23 protein-coding genes and 1 other annotated feature are annotated in these 24,020 nt (G+C 55.6%); of the genes, 16 read left to right on the forward strand and 7 right to left on the reverse strand.

Annotation, left to right across the window (positions count from 1 at the left end; genetic code table 11):
* The first annotated feature begins 45 nt into the window (after positions 1 to 45).
* Together deoB and deoD are read left to right on the forward strand one after the other, a co-directional pair.
* Complete coding sequence (gene deoB, locus HF650_RS03770; protein WP_187801241.1) at positions 46 to 1,269, forward strand: phosphopentomutase; 1,224 nt, start codon at positions 46 to 48, stop codon at positions 1,267 to 1,269.
* A 58-nt stretch (positions 1,270 to 1,327) separates the two neighbouring features.
* Positions 1,328 to 2,047, forward strand: coding sequence for a purine-nucleoside phosphorylase (gene deoD / locus HF650_RS03775; protein WP_023480392.1), 720 nt, complete (start codon positions 1,328 to 1,330; stop codon positions 2,045 to 2,047).
* A gap of 168 nt (positions 2,048 to 2,215) precedes the next feature.
* On the opposite strand, the gene lplA is transcribed toward deoD, so the two are convergent.
* Positions 2,216 to 3,232 (reverse strand): lipoate--protein ligase LplA, encoded by a 1,017-nt coding sequence (gene lplA / locus HF650_RS03780; protein ID WP_187801242.1) that lies wholly within the window; start codon positions 3,230 to 3,232, stop codon positions 2,216 to 2,218.
* A gap of 50 nt (positions 3,233 to 3,282) precedes the next feature.
* Entirely contained in the window at positions 3,283 to 3,927 is a 645-nt protein-coding gene (locus HF650_RS03785; RefSeq protein WP_187801243.1) for a YtjB family periplasmic protein, read from the reverse strand.
* A gap of 118 nt (positions 3,928 to 4,045) precedes the next feature.
* On the opposite strand from HF650_RS03785, the gene serB reads away from it, so the two are divergent.
* The 3 genes from serB to nadR are packed head-to-tail and all read left to right on the forward strand — an operon-like array spanning position 4,046 to position 7,664.
* A complete protein-coding gene (gene serB, locus HF650_RS03790) occupies positions 4,046 to 5,017 on the forward strand; it encodes a phosphoserine phosphatase (protein ID WP_187801244.1) in 972 nt (323 codons plus the stop codon).
* A gap of 8 nt (positions 5,018 to 5,025) precedes the next feature.
* Complete coding sequence (gene radA, locus HF650_RS03795) at positions 5,026 to 6,408, forward strand: DNA repair protein RadA (protein WP_187801245.1); 1,383 nt, start codon at positions 5,026 to 5,028, stop codon at positions 6,406 to 6,408.
* 29 nt (positions 6,409 to 6,437) lie between these two features.
* Positions 6,438 to 7,664 (forward strand): multifunctional transcriptional regulator/nicotinamide-nucleotide adenylyltransferase/ribosylnicotinamide kinase NadR, encoded by a 1,227-nt coding sequence (gene nadR / locus HF650_RS03800; RefSeq protein WP_187801246.1) that lies wholly within the window; start codon positions 6,438 to 6,440, stop codon positions 7,662 to 7,664.
* On the opposite strand, the gene HF650_RS03805 is transcribed toward nadR, so the two are convergent.
* Both HF650_RS03805 and ettA read right to left on the reverse strand, forming a co-directional pair.
* Positions 7,614 to 8,198, reverse strand: coding sequence for a LuxR C-terminal-related transcriptional regulator (locus HF650_RS03805; protein WP_187801247.1), 585 nt, complete (start codon positions 8,196 to 8,198; stop codon positions 7,614 to 7,616). The two genes, nadR and HF650_RS03805, sit on opposite strands and share 51 nt — an antisense overlap.
* 319 nt (positions 8,199 to 8,517) lie before the next feature.
* On the reverse strand, positions 8,518 to 10,185 hold the full coding sequence (gene ettA, locus HF650_RS03810) for an energy-dependent translational throttle protein EttA (RefSeq protein ID WP_124969935.1): 1,668 nt from the start codon (positions 10,183 to 10,185) through the stop codon (positions 8,518 to 8,520).
* Positions 10,186 to 10,401: 216 nt separating this feature from the next.
* On the opposite strand from ettA, the gene sltY reads away from it, so the two are divergent.
* Positions 10,402 to 12,342, forward strand: a complete 1,941-nt coding sequence (gene sltY, locus HF650_RS03815) for a murein transglycosylase (protein ID WP_187801248.1) — start codon at positions 10,402 to 10,404, stop codon at positions 12,340 to 12,342.
* A gap of 75 nt (positions 12,343 to 12,417) precedes the next feature.
* Positions 12,418 to 12,747 carry a trp operon repressor gene (gene trpR / locus HF650_RS03820; RefSeq protein ID WP_187801249.1) on the forward strand — a complete coding sequence of 110 codons (330 nt, stop codon included), beginning with the start codon at positions 12,418 to 12,420 and terminating at the stop codon, positions 12,745 to 12,747.
* Here the strand turns inward: trpR and yjjX are convergent.
* A complete protein-coding gene (gene yjjX / locus HF650_RS03825; protein WP_187802598.1) occupies positions 12,738 to 13,253 on the reverse strand; it encodes an inosine/xanthosine triphosphatase in 516 nt (171 codons plus the stop codon). The two genes, trpR and yjjX, sit on opposite strands and share 10 nt — an antisense overlap.
* Positions 13,254 to 13,352: 99 nt before the next feature.
* On the opposite strand from yjjX, the gene gpmB reads away from it, so the two are divergent.
* A complete protein-coding gene (gpmB, locus tag HF650_RS03830; protein ID WP_187801250.1) occupies positions 13,353 to 14,000 on the forward strand; it encodes a 2,3-diphosphoglycerate-dependent phosphoglycerate mutase GpmB in 648 nt (215 codons plus the stop codon).
* Here the strand turns inward: gpmB and robA are convergent.
* Positions 13,997 to 14,869, reverse strand: a complete 873-nt coding sequence (gene robA / locus HF650_RS03835) for an MDR efflux pump AcrAB transcriptional activator RobA (RefSeq protein ID WP_187801251.1) — start codon at positions 14,867 to 14,869, stop codon at positions 13,997 to 13,999. The two genes, gpmB and robA, sit on opposite strands and share 4 nt — an antisense overlap.
* Positions 14,870 to 15,087: 218 nt before the next feature.
* Here robA and creA point away from each other — a divergent pair, with 218 nt between their 5' ends.
* Genes creA through creD form a run of 4 tightly spaced genes read left to right on the forward strand, consistent with a single transcriptional unit; the run spans position 15,088 to position 19,123 of the window.
* Complete coding sequence (gene creA / locus HF650_RS03840; RefSeq protein ID WP_187801252.1) at positions 15,088 to 15,561, forward strand: protein CreA; 474 nt, start codon at positions 15,088 to 15,090, stop codon at positions 15,559 to 15,561.
* An 11-nt stretch (positions 15,562 to 15,572) separates the two neighbouring features.
* Positions 15,573 to 16,262 (forward strand): two-component system response regulator CreB, encoded by a 690-nt coding sequence (creB, locus tag HF650_RS03845; RefSeq protein ID WP_187801253.1) that lies wholly within the window; start codon positions 15,573 to 15,575, stop codon positions 16,260 to 16,262.
* A complete protein-coding gene (gene creC / locus HF650_RS03850; RefSeq protein WP_187801254.1) occupies positions 16,262 to 17,686 on the forward strand; it encodes a two-component system sensor histidine kinase CreC in 1,425 nt (474 codons plus the stop codon). The genes creB and creC overlap by 1 nt, the downstream gene beginning before the upstream one ends.
* A 57-nt stretch (positions 17,687 to 17,743) precedes the next feature.
* Complete coding sequence (creD, locus tag HF650_RS03855) at positions 17,744 to 19,123, forward strand: cell envelope integrity protein CreD (protein WP_187801255.1); 1,380 nt, start codon at positions 17,744 to 17,746, stop codon at positions 19,121 to 19,123.
* A gap of 40 nt (positions 19,124 to 19,163) precedes the next feature.
* On the opposite strand, the gene arcA is transcribed toward creD, so the two are convergent.
* Complete coding sequence (gene arcA / locus HF650_RS03860) at positions 19,164 to 19,880, reverse strand: two-component system response regulator ArcA (RefSeq protein ID WP_023480336.1); 717 nt, start codon at positions 19,878 to 19,880, stop codon at positions 19,164 to 19,166.
* Positions 19,881 to 19,974: 94 nt separating this feature from the next.
* Between arcA and yjjY the strand changes: the two genes are divergently transcribed.
* The 4 genes from yjjY (at position 19,975) to thrA (ending at position 24,019) form a co-directional block, all read left to right on the forward strand.
* Entirely contained in the window at positions 19,975 to 20,115 is a 141-nt protein-coding gene (gene yjjY, locus HF650_RS03865) for a protein YjjY (protein WP_086870418.1), read from the forward strand.
* Between the two features lie 397 nt (positions 20,116 to 20,512).
* Complete coding sequence (locus tag HF650_RS03870; protein ID WP_187801256.1) at positions 20,513 to 21,199, forward strand: tRNA/rRNA methyltransferase; 687 nt, start codon at positions 20,513 to 20,515, stop codon at positions 21,197 to 21,199.
* Positions 21,200 to 21,408: 209 nt separating this feature from the next.
* A complete protein-coding gene (thrL, locus tag HF650_RS03875; RefSeq protein ID WP_124971581.1) occupies positions 21,409 to 21,477 on the forward strand; it encodes a thr operon leader peptide in 69 nt (22 codons plus the stop codon).
* Positions 21,416 to 21,533, forward strand: a sequence feature (Thr leader region). Its footprint overlaps the gene before it by 62 nt.
* Before the next feature lie 23 nt (positions 21,534 to 21,556).
* Positions 21,557 to 24,019, forward strand: a complete 2,463-nt coding sequence (thrA, locus tag HF650_RS03880) for a bifunctional aspartate kinase/homoserine dehydrogenase I (RefSeq protein WP_187801257.1) — start codon at positions 21,557 to 21,559, stop codon at positions 24,017 to 24,019.
* Position 24,020 lies beyond the last annotated feature (1 nt).

Below are 24,020 nucleotides of genomic sequence, written 5' to 3' on the forward strand. Positions count from 1 at the left end.
ACTGATCTGATCGCTTTTTTTCAAAGCACAAGGTACGGAGAACATATGAAACGTGCATTTATCATGGTGCTGGACTCTTTCGGCATCGGCGCGACAGAAGACGCGGATCGCTTCGGCGACGCGGGTTCCGACACTCTCGGCCACATCGCTGAAGCCTGTGCGAAAGGTGAAGCAGATACCGGGCGCAAAGGTCCGCTTAATCTACCGAATCTCACTCGCCTCGGGCTTGCGAAAGCCCACGAAGGCGCAACCGGTGAAATTCCTGCCGGTATGGACGGCAACGCCGAAATTATTGGCGCGTATGCCTGGGCGCATGAACTCTCCTCCGGTAAAGATACGCCGTCAGGACACTGGGAAATCGCCGGTGTACCGGTGCTCTTCGACTGGGGCTACTTCAGCGATACCGAAAACAGCTTCCCGCAGGCGCTGCTGGATAAGCTGGTCGAGCGCGCTAACCTGCCGGGTTATCTCGGCAACTGCCACTCCTCCGGGACGGTCATTCTTGACCAGCTCGGCGAAGAGCATATGAAAACCGGCAAGCCGATTTTCTATACCTCTGCCGACTCGGTGTTCCAGATTGCCTGCCACGAAGAGACCTTTGGTCTCGATAATCTCTATGAGCTGTGTGAAATTGCCCGCGAAGAGCTGACTGAAGGCGGTTACAACATCGGTCGCGTGATTGCGCGTCCGTTTGTCGGCGACAAAGCGGGTAACTTCCAGCGCACCGGCAACCGTCACGATTTGGCCGTGGAGCCGCCGTCCGCGACGGTGCTGCAAAAACTGGTTGAGGAGAAGGATGGGCAGGTGGTCTCCGTCGGTAAAATCGCCGATATCTATGCCAACTGCGGTATCACCAAAAAAGTGAAGGCTACCGGCCTCGACGCGCTGTTTGATGCCACTATCGCCGAGATGAAAGAGGCGGGTGATAAGACGATTGTCTTTACCAACTTCGTCGATTTTGACTCCTCCTGGGGCCATCGCCGCGATGTCGCCGGTTATGCGGGCGGGCTGGAGCTGTTCGATCGCCGTCTGCCGGAGTTGATGGAGCTGGTGGGCGAAGATGATATCCTGATCCTCACCGCCGATCACGGCTGCGATCCGACCTGGAAAGGCACCGATCATACCCGCGAACACATTCCGGTACTGATCTACGGCCCGAAAGTAAAAGCAGGCTCGCTGGGCCACCGCGAGACCTTCGCTGATATTGGTCAGACGATCGCCCGCTACTTCGGCGTCTCTGATATGGAGTATGGCAAAGCCATGTTCTGATCTTTTTGGGCGGGGTCTTTCCCGCCCTCCATTTTCTAACAAGTCAAAGGAAGTAACGATGGCAACCCCACATATCAATGCAGAAATGGGCGATTTCGCAGACGTCGTACTGATGCCGGGCGATCCGCTGCGTGCAAAGCACATCGCCGAAACGTTTCTCGAAGATTATCGTGAAGTGAATAACGTGCGCGGCATGCTGGGTTACACCGGCACCTACAAAGGCCGCAAAATCTCTGTAATGGGTCACGGTATGGGTATTCCCTCCTGCTCCATCTACACAAAAGAGCTGATCACCGATTTTGGCGTCAAAAAGATCATCCGCGTCGGCTCCTGCGGTGCCGTGCGTATGGATGTGAAACTGCGTGACATCGTTATCGGTATGGGTGCCTGCACCGACTCCAAAGTTAACCGTATGCGTTTCAAGGATCACGACTTCGCAGCGATCGCGGATTTCGACATGGTGCGTAACGCGGTTGACGCAGCGAAAAACCTTGGCGTCGATGCGCGCGTGGGTAACCTCTTTTCCGCCGATCTCTTCTACTCACCGGATGGCGAGATGTTCGACGTGATGGAGAAGTACGGCATCCTCGGCGTAGAGATGGAAGCGGCGGGTATCTACGGCGTTGCGGCAGAGTTCGGTGCGAAAGCACTGACCATCTGTACCGTGTCCGACCATATCCGTACTCACGAGCAGACCACCTCCGATGAGCGCCAAACCACGTTCAACGACATGATCAAAATCGCGCTGGAATCTGTCCTGCTGGGCGACAACGCGTAATTTTGCCTGCCGGGCGGGGGTATGCCTGCCCGGCATTTTTCCCCTGACTATCTATTCATCTTTTGCTGCATATCTGCACTCTTTTCTTTTTAAATCAAAAGAATAGTGATTGAGAATCTATTCAAGTATCTATTCAGACTCGATACGCGCAGCGCCAGGCGTACTGCTTTATCGAATGGCTTGCACGATCCACGCCGACAGCTCGCGCAGTTCCTGCTGCTGCTGCGGGAAATCTACCAGTAGCGCGTCGCACACCTGCGCCAGCGTATCGGCGCGATAGAGGCAGCCCTGCAAACGTGCCGCCAGCGCTTCCAGCGGTGCCGGGTTCAGGCTGTCGGTAAAGATCTGCGTGCGGGTGATGTGCCCTTTTTCGACATCAAAATGCAGCTCCACGCCGCCCCAGGTAAAACGCTCATCCAGCAAATGACTGAAGGCCGGGGCCTGGCCGAAGTTCCACTCCCAACTGCTCTGGCGGGCAAAGGTCTCGGCAAAGTTCGGCAGATCCGGCGTTTTGTCCGGCGAGATAATTTCGGCCTCGACACGTTCGCCATAGTGCTCAAAGAAGGCTTCGGTAACGGCGGCGCAAATCTGCTGATGAGTGATGCCCGGCAGCAGATCGACCAGATTCGCCACCCGACCGCGCACGGAGGTGATGCCTTTGGCCTGCAACTTCTTCTTATCCGGATTGAGATAGTTGGCCAGACGGCTGAGATCGGCGTTAAGCAGCAGCGTGCCGTGATGAAAGCCGCGATCCGGCGTTTCGCGATAGGCCGAGCCGGAGATTTTACGATCCCCCTCGCTGGTTTTGACCACCAGGTCGTTGCGCCCGGAGGCGTCCGCGTTAATGCCCAGCGCCTGTAGCGCATGAAGCACAATGCTCGTGGAGACGGTTTTGTCATACTCCGGCTTGCCGGCCATGAAGGTAAAACAGGTATTACCGAGATCGTGGAACACCGCGCCGCCGCCGCTGCTGCGCCTTGCCAGCCGCACGTTATCCTCTTCCATGCGGCGGGTGTTGCACTCTTTCCACGGATTCTGCGCCCGGCCAATCACCACCGTATCGGCGTTGCGCCAGAGAAACAGTACCCGCTGCGTGGCGGGCATCTGGCGAAAAATCGACTCTTCAACCGCCAGGTTAAACCACGGATCGTAAGAGTCGGAGATAAGAAGACGAAGCGTCGACATAGGCGATATCCTTGCTAAAAAATCAGGGGGCGTACGGGAAGCCGCTACGGCTACTCTCTCATTTCCTGCTCATCCTCTTCCGGCACTGCTTTGTTCGCCGTCAGCAAGAAGGGGGATTGCTGCCAGCGGGTGCGTTTACCCTGCAACAGGGTGCGCGTCAGCACCACGCCAATCGCCAGGGAGAGCAGCAGCATCAGACGCAGAATATTGGTGGTGTTATCCACCTGTTTGGCCTCTGTCGCCAGCGTGTGAGTATCGAGCGTCAGGCGCAAATAACCCAGCGGGCCGCTTTTGCCCTGAATAGGCTCGACGATCTGCTGATTGAAGTAGGCCCCCGCTTTTTTGCCATCCAGCGCTAACCGATCACGCACCTCAATACTCTCACCGGCGCGCGCCACCAGATCACCCTGGGCATCGTAGACGCTGGCATCCAGAATGCGGCTCTCTTCCGTCAGCGGGCTTAAGATGGCGGCGATGCGTTTTTCATCGGGGTTTTCGGTGCGCATCAGTGGAGTGAGATTGAGCGTCACCTGGCGGGCCAGGGTTCTCGCCAGCTCTTCAAACTGCGGATTTCGCTGGCGCTGATGCTTCTGGCTGAACCAGGAGGCACCCTGCATCAGTGCCACCAACAGCGCCAGACAGATAAGGACAATCACGGCGCGATGCAGCCGAAATTTAAGTTTTGCGCGACTCATGTGTCACCTGTTGTAAATTTGATGCTTAATGTTGCCAGAAGCGTTGAATACAAGGTAGCCTCTTGCGTTATTTTCCCCTCCGGTGCTTTCTGGCGCGAACGTTTTTACAGGAGCTTTAATGCCTAACAGTCTGACCTGGTGCGACCTGCCCGATGATGTTTCTCAGTGGCCGGGATTGCCGCTCTCTCTTAGTGGTGATGAGGTGATGCCTCTCGATTATCACGCTGGTCGCAGCGGCTGGTTGCTCTATAGCCGGAGCCTTGATAAGCAGCGTCTGACCACCTATCAGCGCAAGCTGGGTGCCGCAATGGTGATTGTTGCCGCCTGGAGCGTGGATGAGTATCAGGTGATTCGCCTGGCAGGCTCGCTAACGCCGCGCGCAACGCGCCTGGCGCACGATGAGGGCATGGATGTCGCGCCGCTCGGTAAAATCCCGCACCTGCGCTCGCCAGGGCTGCTGGTGATGGATATGGACTCCACCGCCATCCAGATTGAGTGCATCGATGAGATCGCCAAACTGGCCGGTACCGGTGAACTTGTTGCTGAAGTGACCGAGCGCGCAATGCGCGGTGAGCTCGATTTCACCGCCAGCCTGCGCAGCCGTGTGGCGACCTTAAAAGGGGCGGATGCTGCTATCCTGCATCAGGTGCGCGACAATCTGCCGCTGATGCCGGGTCTGGTGCAGCTGGTGTTAAAACTGGAAACCCTCGGCTGGAAAGTGGCGATTGCCTCGGGCGGGTTTACCTTTTTTGCTGACTACCTGCGCGACAAGCTACATTTGACCGCGGCGGTCTCAAATCAGCTGGAGATTGTTGACGGGAAATTTACCGGCCAGGTGCTGGGCGATATCGTCGACGCGCAGTACAAAGCGAAAACGCTGAAGCTGCTGGCTGAAGAGTATGAGATCGCTGCGGATCAGACCGTGGCGATTGGCGATGGCGCGAACGATCTTCCGATGATCAAATCCGCCGGGCTTGGCATCGCGTTTCACGCCAAACCGACTGTGAATGAGAAGGCGGAAGTGACTATTCGCCACGCCGACCTGATGGGCGTCTTTTGTATCCTTTCCGGCAGTATTAATAAGAAGTAGAGGTGAATGTGGCGAAAGCTCCAAAACGTGCGTTTGTCTGTAATGAGTGCGGCGCTGATTATCCGCGCTGGCAGGGGCAATGTAGCGCCTGCCACGCCTGGAACACCATTACCGAAGTGCGCGTGGCCGCTTCGCCAACCGTTGCGCGCAACGAGCGCCTCTCCGGCTATGCGGGCAGCGCGGGCGTGTCGAAGGTGCAAAAGCTCTCCGACATTAGCCTCGAAGCGTTGCCGCGCTTCTCCACCGGTTTTAAAGAGTTTGACCGCGTCCTCGGCGGCGGCGTGGTGCCCGGCAGCGCCATTCTGATTGGTGGTAATCCAGGTGCCGGGAAATCGACGCTGCTGTTACAGACGCTCTGCAAGCTTTCCGAGCAGATGAAAACGCTCTATGTCACCGGTGAAGAGTCATTACAGCAGGTCGCAATGCGCGCCCACCGTTTAGGGCTGCCGACCGCTAACCTCAATATGCTCTCGGAGACCAGCATCGAGCAGATCTGTATGATCGCCGAAGAGGAGAAGCCGCGCCTGATGGTGATCGACTCCATTCAGGTGATGCACATGGCGGATATCCAGTCCTCGCCCGGCAGTGTCGCGCAGGTGCGCGAAACCGCGGCGTATCTCACCCGTTTTGCCAAAACCCGTGACGTGGCGATTGTGATGGTTGGCCACGTGACGAAAGATGGCTCGCTGGCGGGGCCGAAAGTACTTGAACACTGTATCGACTGTTCGGTGCTGCTCGATGGCGATGCCGACTCCCGCTTCCGCACGCTGCGCAGCCATAAAAACCGCTTCGGCGCGGTGAATGAGCTTGGCGTTTTCGCCATGACCGAGCAGGGGCTGCGCGAAGTGAGCAACCCGTCTGCCATCTTCCTTAGCCGTGGGGATGAAGTGACCTCTGGCAGTTCGGTGATGGTGGTCTGGGAAGGGACGCGCCCGCTGCTGGTGGAGATCCAGGCGCTGGTCGATCACTCGATGATGTCGAACCCGCGCCGCGTGGCGGTAGGGCTTGAGCAGAACCGTCTGGCCATTTTACTGGCGGTGCTGCACCGCCACGGCGGTTTGCAGATGGCGGACCAGGATGTGTTTGTCAATGTGGTCGGCGGGGTGAAAGTGACGGAAACCAGCGCCGACTTAGCGCTGCTGCTGGCGATGGTCTCCAGCCTGCGCGATCGCCCGCTGCCGCAGGATTTGGTAGTTTTCGGTGAGGTCGGTCTGGCCGGTGAGATCCGCCCGGTACCGAGCGGCCAGGAGCGTATCTCAGAAGCGGCGAAACACGGTTTTCGCCGGGCGATTGTTCCGGCGGCAAACGTGCCGAAAAAGGTGCCGGAAGGTATGCAGATCTTTGGCGTGAAGAAGCTCGCCGATGCGCTAAGCGTCTTTGACGACTTATAATTGGCTTATCACTTTTGCAGGAGGCAACGATGTCGTCATTCGACTACTTAAAAACCGCCATTCGCCAGAAGGGCTGCACGCTGCAGCAGGTCGCGGATGCCAGCGGCATGACCAAAGGCTACTTAAGCCAGCTGCTGAATGCCAAAATCAAAAGCCCCAGCGCGCAAAAGCTGGAGGCGCTGCACCGTTTCCTCGGCCTGGATTTTCCACGCCGTGAGAAGAATATTGGCGTGGTGTTCGGTAAGTTTTACCCGCTGCACACCGGCCATATCTACCTGATCCAGCGCGCCTGCAGCCAGGTTGACGAGCTGCATATCATCCTCGGGTATGATGAAACCCGCGATCGCGCGCTGTTTGAAGAGAGCGCAATGTCGCAGCAGCCGACGGTGAGCGACCGCCTGCGCTGGCTGCTGCAAACCTTTAAGTACCAGAAAAATATCCGCATCCATGCGTTTAATGAAGAGGGGATGGAGCCCTATCCTCACGGTTGGGACGTCTGGAGCAACGGCATCAAAGCCTTTATGGCGGAAAAGGGCATTACGCCGAACTGGATCTACACCTCTGAAGCCGCCGATGCGCCGCAATATTTGCAGCATCTCGGCACGGAAGCGGTGCTGGTCGATCCCGAGCGCACCTTTATGAACATCAGCGGCTCACAAATTCGTGAAAACCCGTTCCGCTACTGGGAGTACATTCCGACGGAAGTAAAACCCTTCTTTGTGCGCACGGTGGCGATTCTTGGCGGCGAGTCGAGCGGCAAATCGACGCTGGTGAACAAGCTTGCCAATATCTTCAACACCACCAGCGCCTGGGAGTTTGGCCGCGATTACGTCTTCTCCCATCTCGGCGGGGATGAGATTGCGCTGCAATATTCCGACTACGACAAAATTGCTCTCGGCCATGCGCAATACATCGATTTCGCGGTGAAGTACGCTAATAAAGTCGCCTTTATTGATACCGACTTTGTCACCACCCAGGCCTTCTGTAAAAAGTATGAGGGGCGCGAGCACCCCTTTGTGCAGGCGTTGATCGATGAGTATCGCTTTGATCTGGTGATCCTGCTTGAAAACAACACGCCGTGGATCAACGATGGCCTGCGCAGCCTTGGCAGCTCTGTCGATCGCCGTGAGTTTCAGAACCTGCTGGTCTCGATGCTGGAAGCGAATAATATCGACTACGTTCGCGTGGAAGAGGCTGATTACGACTCACGTTTCCTGCAGTGCGTTGGCCTGGTAAAACGGCTGATGGGCGCGTAGGGCGCGCGCTCTGGCCGGCTTGCTGCATGCGCTCTCCGGCCAGAAACCGCGTAAATGAGAGAGCGTTTTCCAGCGCATATGCACCTGCGCCAGCGCGGCAATCGAGCGCAGGTTCACTTTGCGCAGCAGATTATATTTGTGGGTGCTCAGGGTTTTGCTGTCCAGCTCGCCATAATCAAAAATCCCGTTTTGATACTCGCTATTCATCACATACGTCAGTATGGCCCGCTCTTTGCGCGTGAGGAGCAGTGACGGCGGCGTATATTTACGCTGACGCCAGGGGCGATATTTCAACTGAATCGGTAGCGCTTTTATAGCGATGCGCTTTTCGATTTTAAAAAAGGGCTGTAATAAAAATTGCTCGAAAGAGTGGTCGCCAGACATAATCGTTTTTAACGTTGGCAGTGTGGTCATAATCAGAAAGTGATTATCAAAATCGACGATCGCATCCTCTTCGGCAAGATTAAGTAGCCCCTGATCTAACAGCGCCCGTAGCCCGCACGCCAGGAAGCTATCGTCTGTAATGATGTGCATGAGAGGGCTTCCTTTACTGCCTGTTGCGAGGAAGCAAAATGGTAGCGACTGGCTGTAGCGTTATTCAAGATGCGGCTTTTTTAGCGAAAGCTAAAACAGATAGTCTGTCGATATTAATTGTGCAGTTATTTCTGCTGTGGGTTAGCGCTGCCTGATGTGCTTTGTTTTTATTTTATTTTTATGGCGAATATAACGAGTTAACTTATTCGGTGTGAATAACAGAAAAACAAAAATACTTTTTTAGCGCGGGAAAGAAGAGGAATTTGCTGAGGGTTTGTGGAAAAAGGGAGCGAATGGGTTTCCCCATTCGCTCTGTTTATTACTTGGTAATACGTTTGTACTTGATACGCTTCGGCTCCAGCGCTTCGGCGCCCAGCGTGCGTTTCTTGTACTCTTCGTATTCGGTGAAGTTTCCTTCGAAGAACTCGACTTTGCCCTCATCCTGGTAATCCAGAATGTGGGTGGCGATACGGTCAAGGAACCAACGGTCGTGCGAGATAACCATCGCGCAGCCCGGGAACTCCAGCAGGGCGTTTTCCAGCGCGCGCAGGGTTTCGATATCCAGGTCGTTGGTCGGTTCATCGAGCAGCAGCATGTTGCCGCCAACCTGCAGCAGCTTCGCCAGGTGCAGACGACCGCGCTCACCGCCGGAGAGTTCGCCAACGCGTTTGCCCTGGTCGGTGCCTTTAAAGTTAAAGCGGCCAACATAGGCACGGCTTGGCATCTCGGTGTTGCCGATACGCATGATATCCAGCCCGCCGGAGACTTCTTCCCAGACGGTTTTGTTGTTATCCATCGCGTCACGGAACTGGTCAACAGAGGCCAGTTTCACCGTTTCACCGAGGGTGATGGTACCGGCATCAGGCTGCTCCTGACCGGACATCATGCGGAACAGCGTCGATTTACCAGCACCGTTCGGGCCGATAATGCCAACGATGGCGCCTTTCGGTACGGAGAAGGAGAGGTTATCGATCAGCTGGCGGTCGCCATAGGCTTTGCACAGGTTGCTGACCTCGACCACTTTATCGCCCAGACGCGCGCCTGGTGGAATAAAGAGTTCGTTGGTTTCGTTACGTTTCTGGTACTCGGTGCTGTTAAGTTCTTCAAAGCGAGCCAGACGGGCTTTGCCCTTCGACTGACGGCCTTTCGCGCCCTGGCGAACCCACTCCAGCTCTTTCTCAATGGATTTACGGCGAGCCGCTTCCTGAGAAGCTTCCTGCGCCAGGCGTTGATCTTTCTGCTCCAGCCAGGAGGAGTAGTTGCCTTCCCACGGAATCCCTTCACCGCGGTCAAGCTCGAGGATCCAGCCCGCAACGTTATCGAGGAAGTAACGGTCGTGGGTAATCGCCACCACGGTGCCTTCGAAGTCGTGCAGGAAGCGTTCCAGCCAGGCAACGGATTCGGCGTCCAGGTGGTTGGTTGGTTCGTCGAGCAGCAGCATGTCCGGCTTTTCCAGCAGCAGACGGCACAGCGCGACGCGGCGGCGTTCACCCCCGGAGAGATTGGCGATTTTCGCATCCCAGTCCGGCAGACGCAGCGCATCGGCGGCGCGCTCAAGCTGCACGTTCAGGTTGTGACCGTCGTGCGCCTGAATAATCTCTTCCAGCTTGCCCTGCTCAGCGGCGAGCTTATCGAAATCTGCCTCTGGCTCAGCGTAGAGTGCGTAAACTTCATCCAGACGTTTCAGCGCGTTAACCACTTCAGAAAGGGCTTCTTCAACCGATTCACGAACCGTCTGCTCAGGATTGAGCTGCGGCTCCTGCGGCAGGTAACCGATTTTAATGCCCGGTTGCGCGCGCGCTTCCCCTTCGATGTCGGTATCAATACCGGCCATGATGCGCAGCAGCGTCGATTTACCGGCACCGTTAAGGCCGAGTACGCCGATCTTTGCGCCAGGGAAGAAACTGAGGGAGATATTTTTCAGAATATGACGTTTCGGCGGAACAACTTTGCCGACACGGTGCATGGTATATACGAATTGAGCCACGGTGGACTTCGCCTCTTTGTTATGAGTAGTGCATTTAACAGCGGAGTGTAGCCGTTTTCGCGCGCTAATCCCAGCCAGCTGCGTTCACACTGTTAAATCACGCCAGAAAGGTAAAAAAGTGTGCGTAACGTGGCGCGTTAAGGGATGCCCGGTTAGCATTAACCCCTGTATGCGGCATGATGCTGTAAAAATGTGACAGATAAAGAGGAAAGAGCTGTGCAGAGAGCTAAACATGCCGCCTGGCGGTTAGCGGCGGCCTGCGTGTGTTTGCTGTCCTTCAGCAATGCGGCGCGGGCGGACTCACTGGATGAACAACGCGAGCGGTACGCGCAAATCAAAAGCGCCTGGGACAATAACCAGATGGACGTTGTGCAGCAGCTAATGCCGACGCTGCAAACCTATCCCCTTTACCCCTACCTGCAATATCGGCAGATCACCGACAATTTGGCGAGCGAACCGGCGCCCACTGTCACCCAGTTTGTGCAGCAGTATCCGACGCTGCCCGCCGCCCGTACGCTGAAAAACCGCTTTGTGAACGAGCTGGCCCGGCGTCAGGACTGGCAGGGTTTGCTGTCGTTTAGCCCGGATAAACCGGCGACCACCGAGGCGCAGTGCAACTACTACTTCGCCAAATGGAATAGCGGCCAGGCAGATGAAGCCTGGGCAGGCGCGAAAGATCTCTGGCTCAGCGGTAAAAGCCAGCCGAACGCCTGCGACCAGCTGTTTGGTGCGTGGCGCGCGTCGGGTAAACAGGATCCGCTCGCTTATCTGGAACGTATCCGCCTGGCGATGAAAGCGGGTAATACGCGGCTGGTCACGTTGCTGGCCAGCCAGATGCCGCCCGATTACCAGACCATCTCGTCGGCGATTGTGACGCTCGCTAACGATCCAATGACGGTGATGAGCTTCGCGACCACTACCGGGGCGACGGACTTTACACGCCAGATGGCGGCAGAAGCGTTTGAGAGCGTGGCGCGGCAGGATGTGGAAAATGCCCGGCTGATGATCCCATCGCTGGCGCAGGCGCAAAAACTCAACGAAGAGCAGACGCAGCAGCTGCGCGAGACGGTGGCGTGGCGGCTGATGGGCAATGATGTCACCAGCGAGCAGGCGCGCTGGCGCGACGATACGATTATGCGTTCGCAATCCGTTTCACTGCTGGAGCGGCGTGTTCGTATGGCGCTCAGTAATGGCGACCGCCGCGGGCTCAATACCTGGCTTTCGCGCCTGCCAATGGAGGCGAAAGAGAAAGATGAGTGGCGCTACTGGCAGGCAGATCTGCTGCTGGAGCGCGGGCGTGAAAACGACGCTAAAGAGATCCTGCATGCGCTAATGCAGCAGCGCGGCTTCTACCCGATGGCCGCCGCACAGCGTCTCGGCGAAGCGTATCAGTTGAAGATAGATAAGGCTGATGGCAACGTCGATCCGACCCTGTTACAGAGCACAGAGATGGCGCGTGTGCGCGAGCTAATGTACTGGAAAATGGATAATACCGCGCGTGGCGAGTGGGCGAATCTGGTCTCCAGCCGCAGCCAGCAACAGCAGGCGCAGCTGGCGCGCTACGCTTTTGAGCAGCAGTGGTGGGATCTGAGCGTGCAGGCGACGATCAGCGGCAAGCTGTGGGATCAATTAGAGGAGCGCTTCCCGCTGGCGTATCGCGATCTCTACGCGCGCTATACCGGCGATAAGGCGATCTCGCCGAGCTATGCCATGGCGATCTCCCGCCAGGAGAGTGCCTGGAACCCGACGGCGCGCTCGCCAGTCGGTGCCAGCGGGCTCATGCAGATCATGCCCGCCACCGCCACGCATACGGTGAAGATGTTCTCGATCCCGGGCTACAGTAATTCCAGCCAGCTCTTCGATCCGGAAACCAACATCAAGATTGGCACCAGCTATCTGCAGTATGTCTATCAGCAGTTTGGCAATAACCGTATTTTTGCCTCGGCGGCCTATAACGCCGGGCCGGGCAGAGTGCGTAGCTGGCTGAATAACAGCGGCGGGAAGCTCGATGCGGTGGCGTTTATTGAGAGCATTCCCTTCTCGGAAACGCGCGGCTATGTGAAAAACGTGCTGGCCTATGATGCCTACTACCGCTACTTCTTACAGGAGGAGAAAGCGACCATCCTTAGTGACGCTGAATGGCAGCGCCGTTACTGATTAGTGTGGTTTATGCTATGCTGCGTACTCGTATATGAGTACGCAGCATAAACATCCCTTACACGGCGAAAGACTATGACTCAGCAATCCCCCTATTCAGCGGCGATGGCCGAACAGCGCGAGCAGGAGTGGCAACGCTTTGTTGATCTGCTCAGGCAGGCGTACGACAACGAACTGCATATCCCATTGTTTAACCTGATGCTTACGCCGGATGAGCGTGAAGCGCTGGGCACGCGCGTGCGTATTATCGAAGAGCTGCTGCGCGGCGAGATGAGCCAGCGCGAGCTGAAAAACGAGCTTGGCGCGGGCATTGCGACCATCACGCGCGGCTCAAACAGTTTGAAAGCCGCGCCGACGGATTTACGTCTGTGGCTGGAAAAAACGTTACTTAACGCTCAGCGATAAACGGCGTTATGGAACGGGCTGAGCGCTAAGATAACCGCCTGGTGATAGACGCTTTCGCGGGTCAGCGCCCCGGCGGTAAAGACGCCGATGGCTCCCTCTTTGCGGCCTATCTCATCAATGCCGGTGTAGCGTGACATTACCGGCCCCAGTGCCTCGTCAGCGTTCACATCGCGCAGAATTACGTCCGGCAGCGGCAGCGTTGCCGATCGGGATTCGCCGGTTAACTCGTCACTTTCAATCACCACCCAGCTGAAGGTGCTCCCTTCATCAATACCCGCTTCAATGGCGACCCAAAAATCGGCGTTTGGCTGCGCGGCACGCGCATTTCGTACGCGGTTTCGTGCGCCAGCTCGCGTTTCTTCACTGCCGAAGGGTTGTTCCGGCACGCCGCTCTCGACGGAAATAGCGGCAATATGACAGCATCCTTCGCCGAAAATCTGGTTAAAAGCGTGCAGAATCGCCCGAATTTTGGCGGGATTGGTGGTAGCGCAGACAACTTGGTGCATAATCATCTAAGGCATGTCCGAGAGGAAACTGCTTTTCCCGTGCGGACTTGAGCCTTCCTCAGAGAAATAAATTCATCGCAGTATAATGGATAACAATACATGTTACAGGTATACCTTGTTCGCCACGGTGAAACCCATTGGAACGCCGAGCGTCGTATTCAAGGCCAGTCCGACAGTCCGTTAACCGACAAAGGCGAAACACAAGCCCGACAGGTGGCGGAACGCGCGAAAGCACTGGGCATCACCCACATTATCACCAGCGACCTGGGGCGCACGCGCCGCACGGCGGAGATTATTGCTGACATTTGCGGCTGCGACGTGACGCTGGAACCGCGCCTGCGCGAGCTCAATATGGGCGTGCTGGAGCGGCGCCCCCTTGACTCGTTAACCGAAGAGGAAGAGGGCTGGCGTCGTCAGTTAGTTAACGGCACCGCAGATGGCCGCATTCCTGAAGGCGAGTCGATGCAGGAGCTGAGCGAGCGTATGCACGCCGCGCTGGCGACCTGTCTGGAGCTGCCACAGGGCAGCCGCCCGCTACTGGTGAGCCACGGTATGGCGCTGGGGTGTCTGGTGAGCACAATTCTTGGTCTGCCGGCCTACGCCGAGCGCCGTTTGCGCCTGCGCAACTGCTCTATCTCCCGCATCGACTACCAGCAGAGCCCATGGCTGGCATCAGGTTGGGTGGTGGAAACGGCAGGCGACGTCTCGCATCTGGACGCCCCTGCGCTGGATGAGATGCAGCGTTAACGACGGATAGGGATCAGATACTCGCAGCGGATATGCGTCGGCGGTTCACGATCGTTAGTCGCGTTGCGCTGCGGGTAGAAGTGTTCGATATCCTGACCTTTACGGCGCGTCAGCTGCAGCATCGGCATGCAGGTACCGTAGACGGTCAGGATAAACTCCTGTAACCCTTCCGGCGCGCCATCATAAGAGAAGGCAACATACTCTCCTCCTTCCAGCATGACCGGCTGAGCGTTATTCAGATAACCGTTCGCCTGCTCAGGCGTCAGCGCGGTGGTGTAGAAGACTTCCTGCTCGTCATCTTTTTCCTGGCTTGGTCGCGGCTCGTGCAGGCCGTACAGCTCATCCGGAATGGTTGGCGCATTGCTTAAAAAGTCGCGCCAGAACTGGATACGCATCTGGTTACGAAAATCGGAGATCTCTTCCAGCGCGCAGGTGTAGCTTTGCGTAGTGCCGATGAGCTTCATTGGCGGCAGCGTGACAAAGCTGTGCGTTGGTAAGGCGAACTCGCCCAGACGCAGCGGCGGCCTGATGCCAAATGAGTTCCAGTCTGGTGAACGGCGATAGAGCGCCGGCGTGACGGCAAACTGTTTTTTAAATGCGCGTGTGAAGGTTTGTTGGGAATCGAAGCGATACTGTAGCGCGATATCGAGAATGGGGCGGGCGGTAAGGCGCAGCGCAACGGCGGATTTCGACAAACGGCGTGCGCGGATGTAGGCACCGATAGCGTGGCCTGTGACATCCTTGAACATCCTTTGCAAATGCCACTTGGAATAGCCCGCTTTTGCCGCCACATTATCTAACGACAGCGGCTGATCGAGATGGCCTTCCAGCCAGGCAAGTAAGTCGCGGATGATGCCAGCCTGATCCATACAATATCCTCTTCCATAGCACAGCAGCGGTGAACGCTTGATATCAGGGGAGGGATAATAGCGGGTTTTAAGGGGTTTAGCATGCAGTGTTTTTTTTGTGCTTGCCCACGCATTGTGACTGATTTTAATCATAAATTTTGTAAATAGGTGATCTGCAAACAGTTTCTCATATGAAAACTGAATAGTTGCGTAACGTAATATTCAAAAATGGTAACAATATGAAATATACAAAGTTTGTTATACCTGCTCTCCTGTTGACCTCACTCTCTTGTGCACAGGCGGAGCAGATTGGATCGGTGGATACGGTGTTCAAGATTTTCGGGCCGGATCACAAAATCGTCGTTGAAGCGTTCGACGATCCCGATGTGAAGAATGTCACCTGTTATATCAGCCGGGCAAAAACGGGCGGCATCAAAGGCGGGTTAGGGTTAGCGGAGGATACCTCCGATGCGGCGATCTCCTGCCAGCAGGTAGGGCCGGTTGAGTTGAGCGATAAGATCAAGAATGGCAAAGCGCAGGGAGACGTCGTTTTCCAGAAGCGCACTTCATTAGTTTTCAAAAAGTTACAGGTTGTTCGTTTCTACGATGCCAAACGTAACGCGCTGGCCTATTTAGCCTATTCCGATAAAGTGGTCGAAGGATCGCCGAAGAACGCCATCAGCGCGGTGCCGATCATGCCGTGGGGTAAATAAGAGACGTGTCTATGCCGCAACCGCTGATTTGGCTGGTGGAAGATGAAGCCAGTATCGCTGAAACCTTAATCTATATGCTGCAACAGGATGGGTTTGCCGTCACCGCCTTTGAGCGGGGTTTACCGGTACTGGATGCGGCGGCGCAGCGGTTGCCCGAATTGGTCATCCTTGATGTCGGCTTGCCGGATATCAGCGGCTTTGAGCTGTGTCGACGTCTGCTGGCGCGCGCACCCGCGCTGCCGGTGCTGTTTCTGACCGCGCGCAGCGAGGAGGTGGACAAGTTGCTGGGGCTGGAGATGGGCGCGGATGACTATATCGCCAAACCCTTCTCGCCGCGCGAAGTGTGCGCCCGCGTACGCACGGTGCTGCGCAGGATGCAGAAAGCGTCGTTGCACAGCGATCGGATGCGTGTCGGCGAGTTTGAGCTGGATGAAACGGCGGCAGTGATCCTCTGGTGCGGCGAAATGCTGAATCTGACGCGGTATGAATTTCTGTTAATGAAAACTCTATTGCAGGCGCCGGGCAGGATCTTCTCGCGCCAACAGTTGATGGACCAGATTTGGTGCGATGGGCAAGAGAGCTTCGATCGTACCGTTGACACCCATATCAAAACGCTGCGCGCCAAGCTGCGCGCAATCAATCCTGACTTGACGCCGATTAATACCCATCGCGGCATGGGTTATAGCCTGGGGCTGCGCTGATGCGTATCGGCATGCGCCTGCTGCTGGGCTACTTTCTGATCGTGGCGGTGGCCGCCTGGTTTGTGTTGTTTATCTTTGTGCAGGAGATCAAACCCGGCGTGCGGCGTGCGACCGAAGGCACACTGATTGATACCGCAACATTGCTGGCTGAGTTTGCCCGCGAAGATCTGCGCAACGGGCATGCGCAGGATGGGCGGCTGGCGCAGGCCTTTTCCACTCTCCACCAGCACCCGATCAACGCCCATATCAACGGCATTCATAAAGTCCGCAACGAGTACCATGTCTATATGACGGACGCGAGCGGGCGCGTGATATTTGATTCAACGGGCAAGGCGCTGGGCGAGGACTACTCGCGCTGGAACGATGTCTGGTTGACGCTGCGCGGGAAGTATGGCGCGCGTAGTTCACCCTTGGTGGCGGGCGATCCGCAAAGTACGGTGATGTATGTTGCCGCGCCGGTGACAGATGCGGGGCGAATCATCGGCGTGGTCAGCGTCGGTAAACCCAATAGCGCAATGGAGCCAGTGATAAAACGCAGCGAGCGACGCATATTGTGGGCCGGCGGTGCGCTGCTCGGGATTGCGCTGCTGATTGGCGGCGCGATGGTCTGGTGGATTAACCGCTCGATCGGCAAGCTCGCCCGCTATGCCGATTCGGTAACTGAAGATCGCCCGGTGCCACTGCCTGAGCTGGGCAGCAGCGAGCTGCGCAAACTGGCGCAGGCGCTGGAGAGCATGCGCGTCAAGCTGGAGGGGAAAAACTACATTGAACACTATGTCTATGCCCTGACTCATGAACTGAAAAGCCCGCTGGCGGCGATCCGCGGCGCGGCGGAGATCCTGCGTGAACATCCTCCTCAGCCCGTCGCGACTCGCTTCACAGAAAACATTCTTACGCAAAACAGCCGTATGCAGCGGCTGGTTGAGAAGCTGCTGCACCAGGCGAAGCTGGAGAACCGTCTGGAGATCGCCTTTGCGCCTGTAGCGATGGCTGCGCTGTTTCAGCAATTGCAGGAAGAGCGAAGTGCGGTGGCAACGGCAAAGGCGTTGAACATTGTCTGTGAAGCCAGCGACGCGGTGGTCGCCGGTGATAACGATCTGCTGGCACAGGCTGTAGGTAACCTGCTGGATAATGCCATCGACTTTACGCCCGCCGGGGGCAATATTGTGTTGCGCGCTGCAGAGGAAGCCGACAAGGTGGTGATTACGGTGAGCGACAGCGGTACCGGTATTCCTGATTACGCGCTGCCGCGCATCTTTGAGCGCTTCTACTCCTTGCCGCGTGGAAACGGGCAGAAGAGTAGCGGATTAGGGCTGGCATTTGTCCAGGAAGTCGCGCGCTTGCATCACGGCGCTATCGCCGTTTCCAACCGTACGGAAGGGGGCTGCGAAGCCCGTCTGACACTTCACCCTCACTTCACATAACTTCAAATGCTTCTCACATAGCCTCGTTATGCTGCGCGCATCACTAAGGAGAAGGCTATGTTGAAATCCCCCCTGTTCTGGAAAATGGTTACGCTGGCAAGTTGCCTGTGTGTATTACTTATCCCGCTGACAATGCTTAGCAGCCTGATAGACGAGCGCGCTGATTATCGACATGAAGTGACCGATACGCTGCGCCAGAGCAGCGCCGGCCAGCAAAAATTGATTGGCCCGCTGATCGCCATTCCGGTGACGGAAACCACCGTGTCGCTGGAGAGCAGCGGCGAAAACGAACCGCCAAAAGAGATACGCCGTAAGCAGAGTTTCATCCGCTTATGGTTGCCGGAATCGCTGATGGTTAACGGCAATCAGCAGGTTGAAACGCGCAAAATCGGTATCTATGACGGGCAGCTCTGGCACAACAATATCGACATTAACGCCGAGTTCGACCCAAAGCGGCTGGATATTAAACCGAGTGAAAATGTGACGCTTGGCGAGCCGTTTATCGTGCTGGCGGTGAGTGATTCACGCGGCATTGGCCTGGTGCGTAGCACAAGCGTGAACGGCGAAGCGATGCGTGTCGAGCCGGGGACAGGATTGATGAGCGATCTGCAGGGCGTGCATATGCCGTTGGCGATGGAGAAGCTACAAAAACCGCTGAAATTGGCGATGTCGTTTAACCTGAGTGGAACCGGTGAGTTTTCCGTGGTGCCGCTTGGCCGCAATAGCGAGATGGCGCTGAAGGGCGACTGGCCACACCCGGGGTTTATGGGCGACTTCCTGCCGGAGAAGCGTGAAGTGAGCGAGAGTGGATTTCAGGCACACTGGCAGAGCAGCTGGTTTGCCAACAATCTGGACAGCAAAGTGCGCGATACGGCGGTGCTCTCCAGTAAGAACAACTGGGAACTGCCCGCGTTTAGCGTCAACATCGTTACCCAGGCCGATCAGTATCAGCTGACCGACAGAGCAATAAAGTACGCCATCTTGTTGATCGTGCTCACGTTCCTCGCCTTCTTTGTTTTTGAAAGCCTCACCGCGCGGCAGATGCACCCGATGCAATATCTGCTGGTTGGTTTGTCGCTGGTGATGTTTTACCTGGTATTACTGGCGCTCTCTGAACATACTGGATTTACCGTCGCGTGGATTATCGCCAGCCTGCTCGGTGCGCTGTTGAATGGCTTCTATCTGCAGGGGGTGATGAAAAGCTGGCGTGCCAGTCTCGGCTTTACCGCTGCGCTACTGCTGCTTGATGCGGTGATGTGGGGGCTTCTCAACTCTGAGGACAATGCGCTCTTGCTGGGAACCGGCGTGCTGTTTGTGGCGCTGACGGCGGTGATGTTCCTGACGCGTAAATTTGACTGGTATGCGCTCTCGGCGGCAGGGATAAAACGGATCGCAGCAGAGCCTGCGACGGAAGATGAGTTAAGGATCTGGAAATAAAAAAAGCGGCGCACTGCGCCGCTTTTTCGTTTGCGTTCGTTTATTCCTGCAGATCGCCGCAGAAGCGGTAACCTTCGCCATGAATGGTGGCGATAATTTCTGGCGTATCCGGCGTTGATTCAAAGTGCTTACGGATACGGCGGATGGTGACATCCACGGTACGATCGTGCGGTTTCAACTCACGCCCGGTCATTTTTTTCAGCAGCTCAGCACGCGACTGAATCTTACCCGGGTTTTCGCAGAAGTGCAGCATCGCGCGGAACTCACTGCGCGGCAGCTTGTACTGCTCGCCGTTCGGGCTAATCAGCGAACGACTGTTGATATCCAGCTCCCAGCCATTGAATTTGTAGCTATCAACGCTGCGGCGCTCTTCGCTGATGGTACCGAGATTCATGGTACGGGACAGCAGGTTGCGCGCGCGGATAGTCAATTCACGCGGGTTAAAGGGTTTGGTGATGTAATCGTCAGCGCCAATTTCAAGACCGAGGATCTTATCGACCTCGTTGTCGCGACCGGTCAAAAACATCAGCGCGACGTTCGCCTGCTCACGCAGCTCACGCGCCAATAAAAGACCGTTTTTACCCGGCAGGTTGATATCCATAATCACCAGGTTTACATCGTGTTCAGAAAGGATCTGATGCATTTCAGCGCCATCAGTCGCTTCAAAGACATCGTAGCCTTCTGCTTCGAAAATGCTTTTCAACGTGTTGCGTGTTACCAACTCGTCTTCAACAATAAGAATGTGCGGGATCTGCATGTTTGCTACCTAAATTGCCAACTAAATCGAAACAGGAAGTACAAAAGTCCCTGACCAGCCTGGTGCATGTCGAAAATTAACATGACGGCATAACATGACTAAAGTACGTAATTGCGTTCTTGATGCACTTTCCATCAACGTCAACAACATCATTAGCTTGGTCGTGGGCACTTTCCCTCTGAACCCGACAGTGTCAAAAACGGCTGTCATCCTAACCATTTTAACAGCAACATAACAGGCTAAGACGCAAATGACACCCAATAAAACTACGCTTCGTTGACATATATCAAGTTCAATTGTAGCACGTTAACACTTTAGCGAAATTCTGATAGCCAGCTGCTAGCTTCTATCACAATTTTTCAATAAACCAAGTAGTTGCGAGCGCTAATTGATAAATAGCCTGAATCCAACACAGGCAGACATTTCTGTATTAAAATGCCAAGGATAAACAGAGGGATATGCCCGTTCTGTTAACATCTTAACAGGTAATATTGCCGATAAACAGTTTAGCTTTTTTTAAGCGTAGAGACGGGGCTGATCGGCTATTAGTGTTATGTAATTGTAAATTCGCTCCGCGTAATATGTTGATTGGTGTCACATTTCTTCAGCGGACATGAAAAAAGAAGGTTTCGATGCAACTGGCAATTGTTCTTGTCTCACCCGCACGAGCGGAAAACGTCGGCGCCGCAGCGCGCGCCATGAAAACAATGGGCTTTACTGACCTACGTATTGTCGACAGCGAAGCTCATTTGCAAGAAGCTGCACGGCGCGTCGCGCACGGCTCGGTCGACATTCTGGATAATGCGAAACATTATGCGACCCTCGCCGATGCGCTGGCCGATATTCCATTCACCATTGCCACCACTGCGCGTAGTCGGGCGAAATTTCACTATTACGCCACGCCAGAGCAACTTGTGCCGTTATTAGAGGAAAAAAGCGCCTGGCTTAGCGGTGCGGCGCTGGTATTTGGGCGTGAAGATTCCGGGCTGACAAATGAAGAGCTGGCGCTGGCGGATATTTTAACGGGCGTACCGATGGCGGCAGATTACCCTTCGCTTAATCTCGGCCAGGCTGTGATGGTGTTTTGCTATCAATTATCTGCCTTAGTGCAAAATGCACCGCAAACCATTTCTCAGGTTGATAATAATCAGCTAAGTGCATTACGTTTGCGGGCACATAATTTACTCAAAAAATTAGGCGTGGTTGACGATATGAAAATGGTCGACTGGCTGGATCAGCGGCTTGGCTTGCTCGAACAGCGCGACACTGCGATGTTGCACCGTTTGCTGCACGACATCGAAAAAAAGCTTATCGAGTAACGCGCTGTAATAAGATTATTTTATAGCTGAAGATGCTGCGATATCGATTGCTCATCGCCCTGATCGGGCTGTAAACGGCTTCGCTTTTAGCGCAGACGGGAATTGAATAAATTCTGCATAAATAAAAAATAAATTGACTTAAGCAGGCAGATACTTTAACCAATATAGGCATACAGCACAGACAGATAATAATACAGAGCACAACATCCATGGCACGCATCTGCACGATTACCACTATTACAACCATCACCATTACCACAGGTAACGGTGCGGGCTGACGCGTACAGGAAATACTGAAAAAAGCCCGCACCTGAACAGTGCGGGCTTTTTTTTCGAGCAAAAATCAAGGGGTAAAGCATGAGAGTGTTGAAGTTCGGCGGTACATCAGTGGCAAATGCGGAGCGTTTTCTGCGTGTTGCCGATATTCTGGAAAGTAATGCCAGGCAGGGACAAGTCGCAACCGTACTCTCTGCACCCGCCAAAATTACTAACCATCTTGTCGCGATGATTGAAAAGACCATCTCCGGACAGGATGCGATTCCCAACATTAGCGATGCAGAGCGTATTTTCTCCGAGCTGCTGCAGGGGCTTTCAGATGCGCAGCCTGGTTTTCTGCTCGCACAACTTAAAACCGTGGTTGATGCTGAATTTGCGCAGATCAAACATGTCCTGCACGGCATCAGTCTGCTGGGTCAGTGTCCGGACAGCATCAATGCTGCGCTCATCTGCCGGGGTGAAAAACTCTCTATCGCGATTATGGCCGGGCTGCTGGAAGCACGTGGTCACAAAGTGACGGTTATCGATCCGGTCGAAAAATTACTCGCTGTCGGGCACTATCTCGAATCAACGGTCGATATCGCTGAATCCACACGTCGTATCGAAGCCAGCCGCATTCCGCAGGATCATATGGTGCTGATGGCCGGTTTCACCGCGGGCAATGAGAAGGGCGAACTGGTAGTGCTCGGGCGTAACGGCTCCGATTACTCTGCCGCCGTGCTGGCTGCATGTTTACGCGCTGACTGTTGTGAAATCTGGACTGATGTCGACGGCGTATATACCTGTGACCCGCGCCAGGTGCCGGACGCCAGGCTGCTGAAGTCAATGTCCTATCAGGAAGCCATGGAGCTCTCCTACTTCGGCGCTAAAGTTCTTCACCCCCGCACCATTACCCCCATCGCCCAATTTCAGATCCCCTGCCTGATTAAAAATACCGGCAACCCGCAAGCACCGGGTACGCTGATTGGCGCTACTTCGGATGATGACGCATTGCCGGTTAAGGGGATCTCCAATCTCAACAATATGGCGATGTTCAGCGTTTCCGGCCCGGGGATGAAAGGGATGGTCGGCATGGCCGCCCGCGTCTTCGCCACCATGTCGCGCAACGGCATTTCCGTCGTGCTGATCACCCAATCCTCATCCGAGTACAGCATCAGCTTCTGTGTGCCGCAGTCCGACTGCGCCCGTGCGCAGCGTGCGATGAATGAAGAGTTCTATCTTGAACTGAAAGAGGGTCTGCTGGAGCCGCTCGCCGTGATGGAGCGTCTGGCGATCATCTCCGTTGTTGGCGACGGCATGCGCACCTTACGCGGCATCTCGGCGAAATTCTTTGCCGCTCTGGCGCGCGCCAATATCAATATCGTGGCGATTGCCCAGGGCTCTTCTGAGCGCTCGATCTCCGTTGTGGTCAGCAATGACGATGCAACGACCGGCGTGCGCGTCACTCATCAGATGTTGTTCAACACCGATCAGGTGATTGAAGTCTTTGTTATCGGTGTTGGCGGCGTCGGCGGCGCACTACTGGAACAGCTGAAGCGCCAGCAAACGTGGCTGAAGAGTAAGCATATCGATCTGCGCGTCTGCGGCGTTGCTAACTCGAGAGCGCTGCTGACCAATGTGCATGGCCTGAACCTGGATAACTGGCAGGCAGAGCTCGCGGAAGCGAAGGAGCCGTTCAACCTCGGCCGACTGATTCGCCTGGTGAAGGAGTACCATCTGCTGAACCCGGTGATCGTCGATTGCACCTCCAACCAGGCAGTCGCCGATCAGTATGCCGACTTCCTGCGCGAAGGTTTCCACGTCGTTACGCCGAACAAAAAAGCGAACACCTCGTCGATGGATTACTACCATCAGCTGCGCCGCGCCGCAGAGAAATCGCGCCGCAAATTCCTCTATGACACCAACGTTGGCGCAGGCCTGCCGGTAATTGAAAACCTGCAAAACCTGCTTAATGCCGGCGATGAGCTGCAACGCTTCTCGGGCATTCTCTCCGGTTCTCTCTCCTTTATTTTCGGTAAGCTCGACGAAGGGATGAGTCTGTCGGAAGCGACAAAAGTCGCGCGCGAGATGGGCTACACCGAGCCGGACCCGCGTGACGATCTCTCCGGTATGGACGTCGCACGCAAATTATTGATTCTGGCCCGTGAAACCGGGCGCGAGCTGGAACTGACGGATATCGTGATCGAGCCGGTACTGCCAGCAAGCTTCGATGATTCCGGCGAGGTCGACAGCTTTATGGCGCGTCTGCCGTCGCTGGATGATGAGTTTGCCAGCCGCGTGGCGAAGGCCCGTGACGCCGGCAATGTGCTGCGTTATGTTGGCAACATTGAAGAGGATGGCACCTGCCGGGTGAAGATCGCCGAAGTCGACGGCAACGATCCGTTGTATAAGGTGAAAAACGGCGAGAACGCGCTGGCGTTTTACAGCCACTATTACCAGCCGTTGCCGCTGGTGCTGCGCGGTTACGGCGCGGGTAATGATGTTACGGCGGCGGGCGTGTTTGCCGACCTGCTGCGTACGCTTTCGTGGAAGTTAGGGGTCTGAG

This window comes from Kosakonia sp. SMBL-WEM22 (assembly GCF_014490785.1).
In the GTDB taxonomy this organism is placed as follows: Bacteria; Pseudomonadota; Gammaproteobacteria; order Enterobacterales; family Enterobacteriaceae; genus Kosakonia.

Bases quoted from the DNA above. Each gene is read 5' to 3' on its own strand.
- deoB (WP_187801241.1), top strand. From the start codon at position 46: ATGAAACGTGCATTTATCATGGTGCTGGACTCTTTCGGCATCGGCGCG.
- deoD (WP_023480392.1), top strand. From the start codon at position 1,328: ATGGCAACCCCACATATCAATGCAGAAATGGGCGATTTCGCAGACGTC.
- lplA (WP_187801242.1), bottom strand. From the start codon at position 3,232: ATGTCGACGCTTCGTCTTCTTATCTCCGACTCTTACGATCCGTGGTTT.
- HF650_RS03785 (WP_187801243.1), bottom strand. From the start codon at position 3,927: ATGAGTCGCGCAAAACTTAAATTTCGGCTGCATCGCGCCGTGATTGTC.
- serB (WP_187801244.1), top strand. From the start codon at position 4,046: ATGCCTAACAGTCTGACCTGGTGCGACCTGCCCGATGATGTTTCTCAG.
- nadR (WP_187801246.1), top strand. From the start codon at position 6,438: ATGTCGTCATTCGACTACTTAAAAACCGCCATTCGCCAGAAGGGCTGC.
- HF650_RS03805 (WP_187801247.1), bottom strand. From the start codon at position 8,198: ATGCACATCATTACAGACGATAGCTTCCTGGCGTGCGGGCTACGGGCG.
- trpR (WP_187801249.1), top strand. From the start codon at position 12,418: ATGACTCAGCAATCCCCCTATTCAGCGGCGATGGCCGAACAGCGCGAG.
- yjjX (WP_187802598.1), bottom strand. From the start codon at position 13,253: ATGCACCAAGTTGTCTGCGCTACCACCAATCCCGCCAAAATTCGGGCG.
- gpmB (WP_187801250.1), top strand. From the start codon at position 13,353: ATGTTACAGGTATACCTTGTTCGCCACGGTGAAACCCATTGGAACGCC.
- robA (WP_187801251.1), bottom strand. From the start codon at position 14,869: ATGGATCAGGCTGGCATCATCCGCGACTTACTTGCCTGGCTGGAAGGC.
- creA (WP_187801252.1), top strand. From the start codon at position 15,088: ATGAAATATACAAAGTTTGTTATACCTGCTCTCCTGTTGACCTCACTC.
- creB (WP_187801253.1), top strand. From the start codon at position 15,573: ATGCCGCAACCGCTGATTTGGCTGGTGGAAGATGAAGCCAGTATCGCT.
- creC (WP_187801254.1), top strand. From the start codon at position 16,262: ATGCGTATCGGCATGCGCCTGCTGCTGGGCTACTTTCTGATCGTGGCG.
- creD (WP_187801255.1), top strand. From the start codon at position 17,744: ATGTTGAAATCCCCCCTGTTCTGGAAAATGGTTACGCTGGCAAGTTGC.
- arcA (WP_023480336.1), bottom strand. From the start codon at position 19,880: ATGCAGATCCCGCACATTCTTATTGTTGAAGACGAGTTGGTAACACGC.
- yjjY (WP_086870418.1), top strand. From the start codon at position 19,975: ATGACTAAAGTACGTAATTGCGTTCTTGATGCACTTTCCATCAACGTC.
- HF650_RS03870 (WP_187801256.1), top strand. From the start codon at position 20,513: ATGCAACTGGCAATTGTTCTTGTCTCACCCGCACGAGCGGAAAACGTC.
- thrA (WP_187801257.1), top strand. From the start codon at position 21,557: ATGAGAGTGTTGAAGTTCGGCGGTACATCAGTGGCAAATGCGGAGCGT.